We start from the raw sequence: 2,041 nt of genomic DNA, 5'->3' as shown, positions 1-2,041 counted from the left end.
AATTGTTACCGCTCTAGATTACAGCTTCTCTAATTACTACAAATCAGGAAACCCTCTTTTCCTTGATCACAATAAGCAGGTGGTTGACGGTATTTGCCGTATTTGGCCTATCGACGTATTACTTCTTGCTGACGGAAAAACCGCAGATATCCCCTCTGTCGATATCGACTATATGTTGGTTGGTCAAGAATCCCTTTGCAATGAAACCAGTGATAGCTATAAAAGTGCGTCAGAGAAAATTGCTCTCGCGCCAATTCTTTCATTTTTGTCCCAGCTTGATGAATATCACAACGGCGTACACTTTATAGATACTCGTGGTTATGTGATCTCTTCGCCAGAAGACTTTGCTAAAGAGCTAGGGAAAGAACTACTTTCGACCATAAAAAGCCGCCCGTATTGGCAAAGAACCGCCAACAATCCAGAACAATTGACTTTAACGGGTCCTGCGTATCGATTTGACTCTCTTGACCGTATGATAAGCATGACGATTCCGGTGTTTCATAAGGGGATACATCAAGGAATGCTTTCTGTTGAGATTGACGCCAGTAAATTGCTTGCGAGTTCGAATGAGCACTTAGCCGGTAGAATCGATATTATTGATACCACCTTGGTTAATCCGGTTGATAGCGCTACTTTCTATCACGCGATACAACTGGAAGGAGTCACCTCTCATCACGCGATGTACTACGAATTAGATTTTGCCAAAGAGGTCGAGCACTTTTTTGTCTACGAGAAAGACAGCCTGATTGTCGCTATCATCGTATATCTATTCTCTGTAACGCTCTTTTTCTTCGTTAACTCCAATATTGAACGTGGTTACTTCAAAGAGCTGGCAGCTAAAGATCCGATGACCGGGCTGCTAAACCGTAGGGGACTGGAAGCTTTTTGGCGCAGTGTGGAGCATGACCAGTTATTCGCCTTGACTGTATTTGACATTGATAATTTCAAGTTGATTAATGATACCTTTGGGCATGACAAAGGGGATGATGTTATTCGCTACATGTCCCGCCAGATAAGTAATAGCATTCGAAGTAGTGATGTCGCAGCAAGGTTTGGTGGTGAAGAGTTTGTCGTTTATCTAAAAGGTGATGATCGTGAAACGTTAATGAGGACATTAGAGCGTGTTAAAAATGCTGTCTGTGCGAACTCAGCTAACATTGTACCTAATGGTTTTACTGTCTCTGGTGGTGTTTGCATTACTGAAGCTGAGCATAACAACCTAAGCTTTGAAGAGATATTCAAACACGCGGATGAAAAGTTGTACGTGGCTAAGACGACAGGTAAAGACCGTATCGTATTTTAACCACGCTATTGAACTTCTATGCTAGAGAAGAAGGGCAACTAACTCACACAGTTTGGCGATGTTCCTCTTGATAACGCTGAAGGCGCTCTACAATAGGTGGCGCTTTCTTGAAAGTACGAATTTCTTTAAATAGTTCGTTCGCTTCAGGGTAGCCTTTACTTAGATAAACAAACCACTGCTTCACTCTATTGGGGTAGTACATGCCTTTGTCCCCTTTTATTTGAAACTCTGAATAGCGTAGCAAAAGTTCGATGACTTTATTCCACGGCATTTTTGGGTGGTTGTGTTTAACGACGTTGCCAAGATTTGGAATGTTGAAAGCGCCACGGCAAACCATCAATGAATCGACGCCAGTGGCTTCTATGCAATCTTGACCATCTTGATAGTTCCAGATTTCCCCATTAGCAATCAAAGGTAGAGACGTTTTTTCTCTTATTTGATTGATGTAATCCCATTTAATTTCGCTGGCTTTATAGCCGCCAACTTTGGTTCTTGCATGCACAGTGAGTTCGTCTGCCTTTGCTTGTTCGATAGCGTCGACAATTTCAAAGCACTCTTCCGGGTGCTCCCAACCCAATCGAATTTTTGCAGATACGGGAATGTGTGCTGGCACCGCATCTCGACAAGACTTCACCACTTGATAGATGAGTTCTGGTTCTTTTAGCAGTGACGCACCGCCATTACTTTTGTTTACCGCTTTTGCAGGGCAACCAAAATTAAGATCAATGCCTTTAGCGC

Annotated in this window: 2 protein-coding genes; one reads left to right on the top strand and one right to left on the bottom strand. The window is 42.8% G+C overall.

Annotation, left to right across the window (positions count from 1 at the left end; genetic code table 11):
• On the top strand, positions 1–1,303 hold a 1,303-nt coding region (locus AB4653_RS21650; protein WP_372105320.1), incomplete at its 5' end, for a GGDEF domain-containing protein.
• Between the two features lie 43 nt (positions 1,304–1,346).
• Here the strand turns inward: AB4653_RS21650 and AB4653_RS21645 are convergent.
• Positions 1,347–2,041 (bottom strand): tRNA-dihydrouridine synthase (locus AB4653_RS21645; RefSeq protein WP_372069726.1); only part of this gene is annotated, 695 nt, incomplete at its 5' end.

It is taken from the genome of Vibrio sp. 10N.222.48.A3 (assembly GCF_041475345.1).
Lineage (GTDB): Bacteria > Pseudomonadota > Gammaproteobacteria > Enterobacterales > Vibrionaceae > Vibrio > Vibrio tasmaniensis_A.
Note: the sequence above shows the minus strand (reverse complement) of the source record. Positions and strands in the feature narration are given on the sequence as shown.